General features: G+C 41.4%; 5 protein-coding genes. All 5 read left to right on the top strand.

Annotation, left to right across the window (positions count from 1 at the left end):
• Positions 1-586: 586 nt before the first annotated feature.
• The 5 genes from ACTHUE_RS12870 to ACTHUE_RS12850 all read left to right on the top strand — a co-directional run bounded on the left by ACTHUE_RS12870 (position 587) and on the right by ACTHUE_RS12850 (position 3,636).
• Positions 587-1,087, top strand: a complete 501-nt coding sequence (locus tag ACTHUE_RS12870) for a pilin (RefSeq protein ID WP_440399097.1) — start codon at positions 587-589, stop codon at positions 1,085-1,087.
• Between the two features lie 128 nt (positions 1,088-1,215).
• The gene (locus ACTHUE_RS12865; protein ID WP_440398871.1) at positions 1,216-1,674 is read left to right on the top strand and encodes a pilin; all 459 of its coding nucleotides are present in this window, start codon (positions 1,216-1,218) and stop codon (positions 1,672-1,674) included.
• Between the two features lie 391 nt (positions 1,675-2,065).
• Entirely contained in the window at positions 2,066-2,548 is a 483-nt protein-coding gene (locus tag ACTHUE_RS12860; RefSeq protein WP_440423649.1) for an Lrp/AsnC family transcriptional regulator, read from the top strand.
• Positions 2,549-2,665: 117 nt separating this feature from the next.
• Positions 2,666-3,262 carry a DUF1415 domain-containing protein gene (locus ACTHUE_RS12855; protein ID WP_440423647.1) on the top strand — a complete coding sequence of 199 codons (597 nt, stop codon included), beginning with the start codon at positions 2,666-2,668 and terminating at the stop codon, positions 3,260-3,262.
• A gap of 14 nt (positions 3,263-3,276) precedes the next feature.
• A complete protein-coding gene (locus tag ACTHUE_RS12850; RefSeq protein ID WP_070632654.1) occupies positions 3,277-3,636 on the top strand; it encodes a YbaN family protein in 360 nt (119 codons plus the stop codon).
• The last annotated feature ends 122 nt before the right edge of the window (positions 3,637-3,758 follow it).

Genomic DNA, 3,758 nt, shown 5'->3' with positions numbered 1-3,758 from the left:
CATTCACCTATTGCGCCAAACCCTCTTTAAAAATCCTTCCTTCCAAATTTTCTCCTTATCCGTATTCAAACAAAATACGCATACAAAATAAAACCTATAAAAAACAAAAAAATAAAATCACAAAATATTAACTCACCGATTAATCCATAAAGATACTGCCTATCTAAATCAATTAACATATTATTGAATAAGCTTAATTTCTAACAAAAAACGTCACACATCCAAACTTGCCTCCTTTCCCTGTCACAAAAAACACAAAACTGACAAAAAACGTCAACCACCCAAATTCCCTAAAATCCTGAAACTTTCAAACAAAACCTCATAAAACTTAAAAATTAAAAAATAAACCCAATAAAAACAATGAATAGGAAATAAAAACTAAATTTTTTAACCAATTTTGCACACTTGGCACACAGACTGCTTGTAACAACACATCCGATAAGGCCCAAGCCTCAAAGCAGCAAGCCAGACGGAAGCTGTATATTCCTTCTTACTTATGGTTTACTCATAATACACAGTGCCAAGCACATTACGGACTTTTTACTTAAACACAATTATTCACACTTTCAAACTGGAGTTTTAAACAATGAAAGCAATCCAAAAAGGTTTTACCCTGATCGAATTGATGATCGTTATCGCGATTATCGGCATCTTGGCAGTTATCGCACTGCCCGCATACCAAGACTACACTGCACGTGCCCAAGTTTCTGAAGCCATCTCTTTGATGGAAGGTCAAAAGTCTGCTGTTGTTGAATACTATGCAGATAAAGGCGCATGGCCTACTAGTAATACCCAAGCAGGTATTGCAGATAAGGGAAGCATTAAGGGTAAATATGTTGATGAAGTAGAAATCGGAGCCAATGGTGTTATTACCGCCAAAATGAAAGCTGCTGACGTAAATAACGAAATTAAAGGCAAAACCGTATCACTTACTCCAACAGCAACTACAACTACAGGATCAGGTACAAGTGCCACAACAACTGGCAATGGATCTTTCACTTGGACTTGTAAATCAGGTACAACCAATGGCGTAGATCCAAAATTCTTACCTTCTTCTTGCCGTACTACTACAACTACTACAAATTAATTCTGGAACAGGTGGTTCTAGAAAATAATTTAAATATCTAACAAAAGATATTCGACTCAAAGCAAATCCCATAATAATTATGGGATTTGCTTTATAAAATAAAAATAAGAAAACGACATACTCAAAAAATGAAAAAACTACGCAAAGCCCAAACCGGTTTTAGCCTGATTGAGTTGATGATTGTTATCGGCATTATCGGCATTTTGACAGTAGTAGCTCTTCCTGCATACCAAAACTATGTTGCCAGAGCACAAGTAGCAGAAGGCATTATGCTGGCAGGCAGTATGAAAAGCTACGTCGAAGAAGCCTATGCAGATAAAGGCAGCTTGCCGCTTGACCTAAATATCAAACAACTCGCTTCAGACGACAATAAAGTCGGTAACTATGTAAAGATTGTCCGTATTGAAGATAACGGCACTATTGTTGCCGCCATCGGCAATCAAGCCGCCGTTCCTGTGAAGAATACCGAAATCCACCTGACACCAAGTTTTGCAAAAACAAGTGCTACTAAAGGTACAACAGTTTGGTCTTGCGGTGGCACCATGGATACACACTTCCTTCCAGTATCCTGCAAACAGAGCTTGTAAGCTTATTTCCCAAAACACAAAAATACATTGCAAAGAAAACACCCCAAACAAAGCCAAATACAAACGCGGAAAGCGAACAAACCAAAAGAACAAAACTCTCCAAAACAAGGTCCTTAAGAGCCTGAATGATCACATTACGAAAATAAATGCCGTCTGAAATCATTTTCAGACGGCCTCTTTATATCCAATCCTAATATGACATAAAACTTTGGCTTTGATTAGTTTCAGACGGCCTTCATCTTTTCACAACTACATAAAACAAATTCGCAACACCCCTGATAAGACAATTTGTCGCACATCTGAACTCAATATATAATTTAACCATGCAAGTCTTTATTTTTAAGCATTTTTCATTTTCAAAACATATATTATCGACACTGGGAGAACCATCATGCCTCATCTAAACTTGGATAAAACGGATTTAAAGATTCTGCAGGTTTTGCAGGAAAATGGGCGGTTGAGCAATGTTGAGCTTTCTGAAAAGGTGGCGCTCTCCCCTTCTCCCTGCCTGCGCCGTCTCAAACAGCTTGAAGATGCGGGCATTATTCAAAAATACGCGGCCCAGCTTTCTCCCGTATCTTTGGGCTTGGGTTTGCAGGCTTTTATCCGTGTATCGATTAGCAAGGCAAAAGATGCGCGCGAGGATTTTTCCGAATCTGTCCGCGCTTGGCCGGAAGTATTGAGCTGCTTTGCTTTAACGGGCGAAACCGATTATCTGCTCCATGCCTTTTTTACCGATATGAACGTGTTTTCCCATTTTGTTTTGGATACGCTGCTTTCGCACCACGGCGTGCAAGATGCGCAATCGAGTTTTGTGTTGAAAGAAATTAAAAACACGACTGCTCTGCCTTTGGTTCATTTGGTTCAGGATTAATGATTTGACACTGATAAAGGCCGTCTGTTGTTCAGACGGCCTTTTAAATTCCAATGGTTTGCTTTCACACCCATACACTTGTATACTTTTTAAGAATAATTCACATAAGCTTTTACTATGACAGACACCACCCATCTCGATACCAATACTGTTTCAGAACATACCAAACAATGGCTGGAAAAAGCCGTTATCGGGCTGAATCTCTGCCCGTTTGCCAAAGCGCCGCACGTTAAAAACCTGGTTCGCATCGTTGTCAGCGAAGCCCGTCATTTGGACGGTTTCCTTGAGGACTTGGATCGTGAATTGCAGCTTCTGGGCAATAAGCCCGCTTCGGAATTGGAAACCACTTTACTGGTTCATCCAACGCTGTTCCCTGATTTTGAAACCTTCAACCAAATGTTGGAAATCGCCGATGATGCGGTTGTAGAAAACGAATTGGAAGGTATTATCCAAATTGCGCCGTTCCATCCCGATTTCCAATTTGAAGGCACGGAAGCCGACGACATCAGCAACTACACCAACCGCTCGCCCTATCCGACCTTACATCTTATTCGTGAAGACAGTATTGCCAAAGCGGCTGAAGCATTTCCCAATGCCTCGGCAATTTTCGACCGCAATATCGCGCTGCTGGAAAAAATGGGACATGAGGGCTGGGATAAATTAGACATTCCGCGTTGTCCATTTCCGCATCACAAGCCGTCTGAAAACAAATAATTGGTGACGGGAATATGGTTCGCTATTTATTGATTTTTTGCGGCGCATTGTCTCTTGTCTTGGGCATTATCGGCATTTTCCTGCCATTACTGCCGACTACGCCTTTCATTTTATTGACCGCCGCCTGCTGGGCAAAGGCTTCGCCGCGCTTTCACAATTGGCTGTATCATCACCGCCATTTCGGCCCCATCATACAAAACTGGGAAAACAACGGCGCCGTGCCACGCAAGGCAAAGTTCTTCGCTATCGGCATGATGGCCCTTTCTTGCCTGTTTATGTTTTGGCAATTTCCAGAACGCTGGTGGATTGGTGCCGTATCATCAGTCTTCTGTAGCTGCGTGGCGGTGTGGATGTGGTTACGGCCGGAAGCATAAAATAAAACAGGTGGGCATTTTCGCTTACCTGTTTCTTTATTTTCATACCCAATTTATCCATCAAAACAATCAGTAAGAACCCAAACACCCTATTCGACCCTCATTTTTCAGACGGCCTCCAT

The organism is Neisseria sp. P0021.S005 (assembly GCF_051956955.1).
This window is presented reverse-complemented; position numbering and strand designations above follow the sequence as displayed.

Bases quoted from the DNA above. Each gene is read 5' to 3' on its own strand.
- ACTHUE_RS12850 (WP_070632654.1), top strand. From the start codon at position 3,277: ATGGTTCGCTATTTATTGATTTTTTGCGGCGCATTGTCTCTTGTCTTG.
- ACTHUE_RS12870 (WP_440399097.1), top strand. From the start codon at position 587: ATGAAAGCAATCCAAAAAGGTTTTACCCTGATCGAATTGATGATCGTT.
- ACTHUE_RS12855 (WP_440423647.1), top strand. From the start codon at position 2,666: ATGACAGACACCACCCATCTCGATACCAATACTGTTTCAGAACATACC.
- ACTHUE_RS12865 (WP_440398871.1), top strand. From the start codon at position 1,216: ATGAAAAAACTACGCAAAGCCCAAACCGGTTTTAGCCTGATTGAGTTG.
- ACTHUE_RS12860 (WP_440423649.1), top strand. From the start codon at position 2,066: ATGCCTCATCTAAACTTGGATAAAACGGATTTAAAGATTCTGCAGGTT.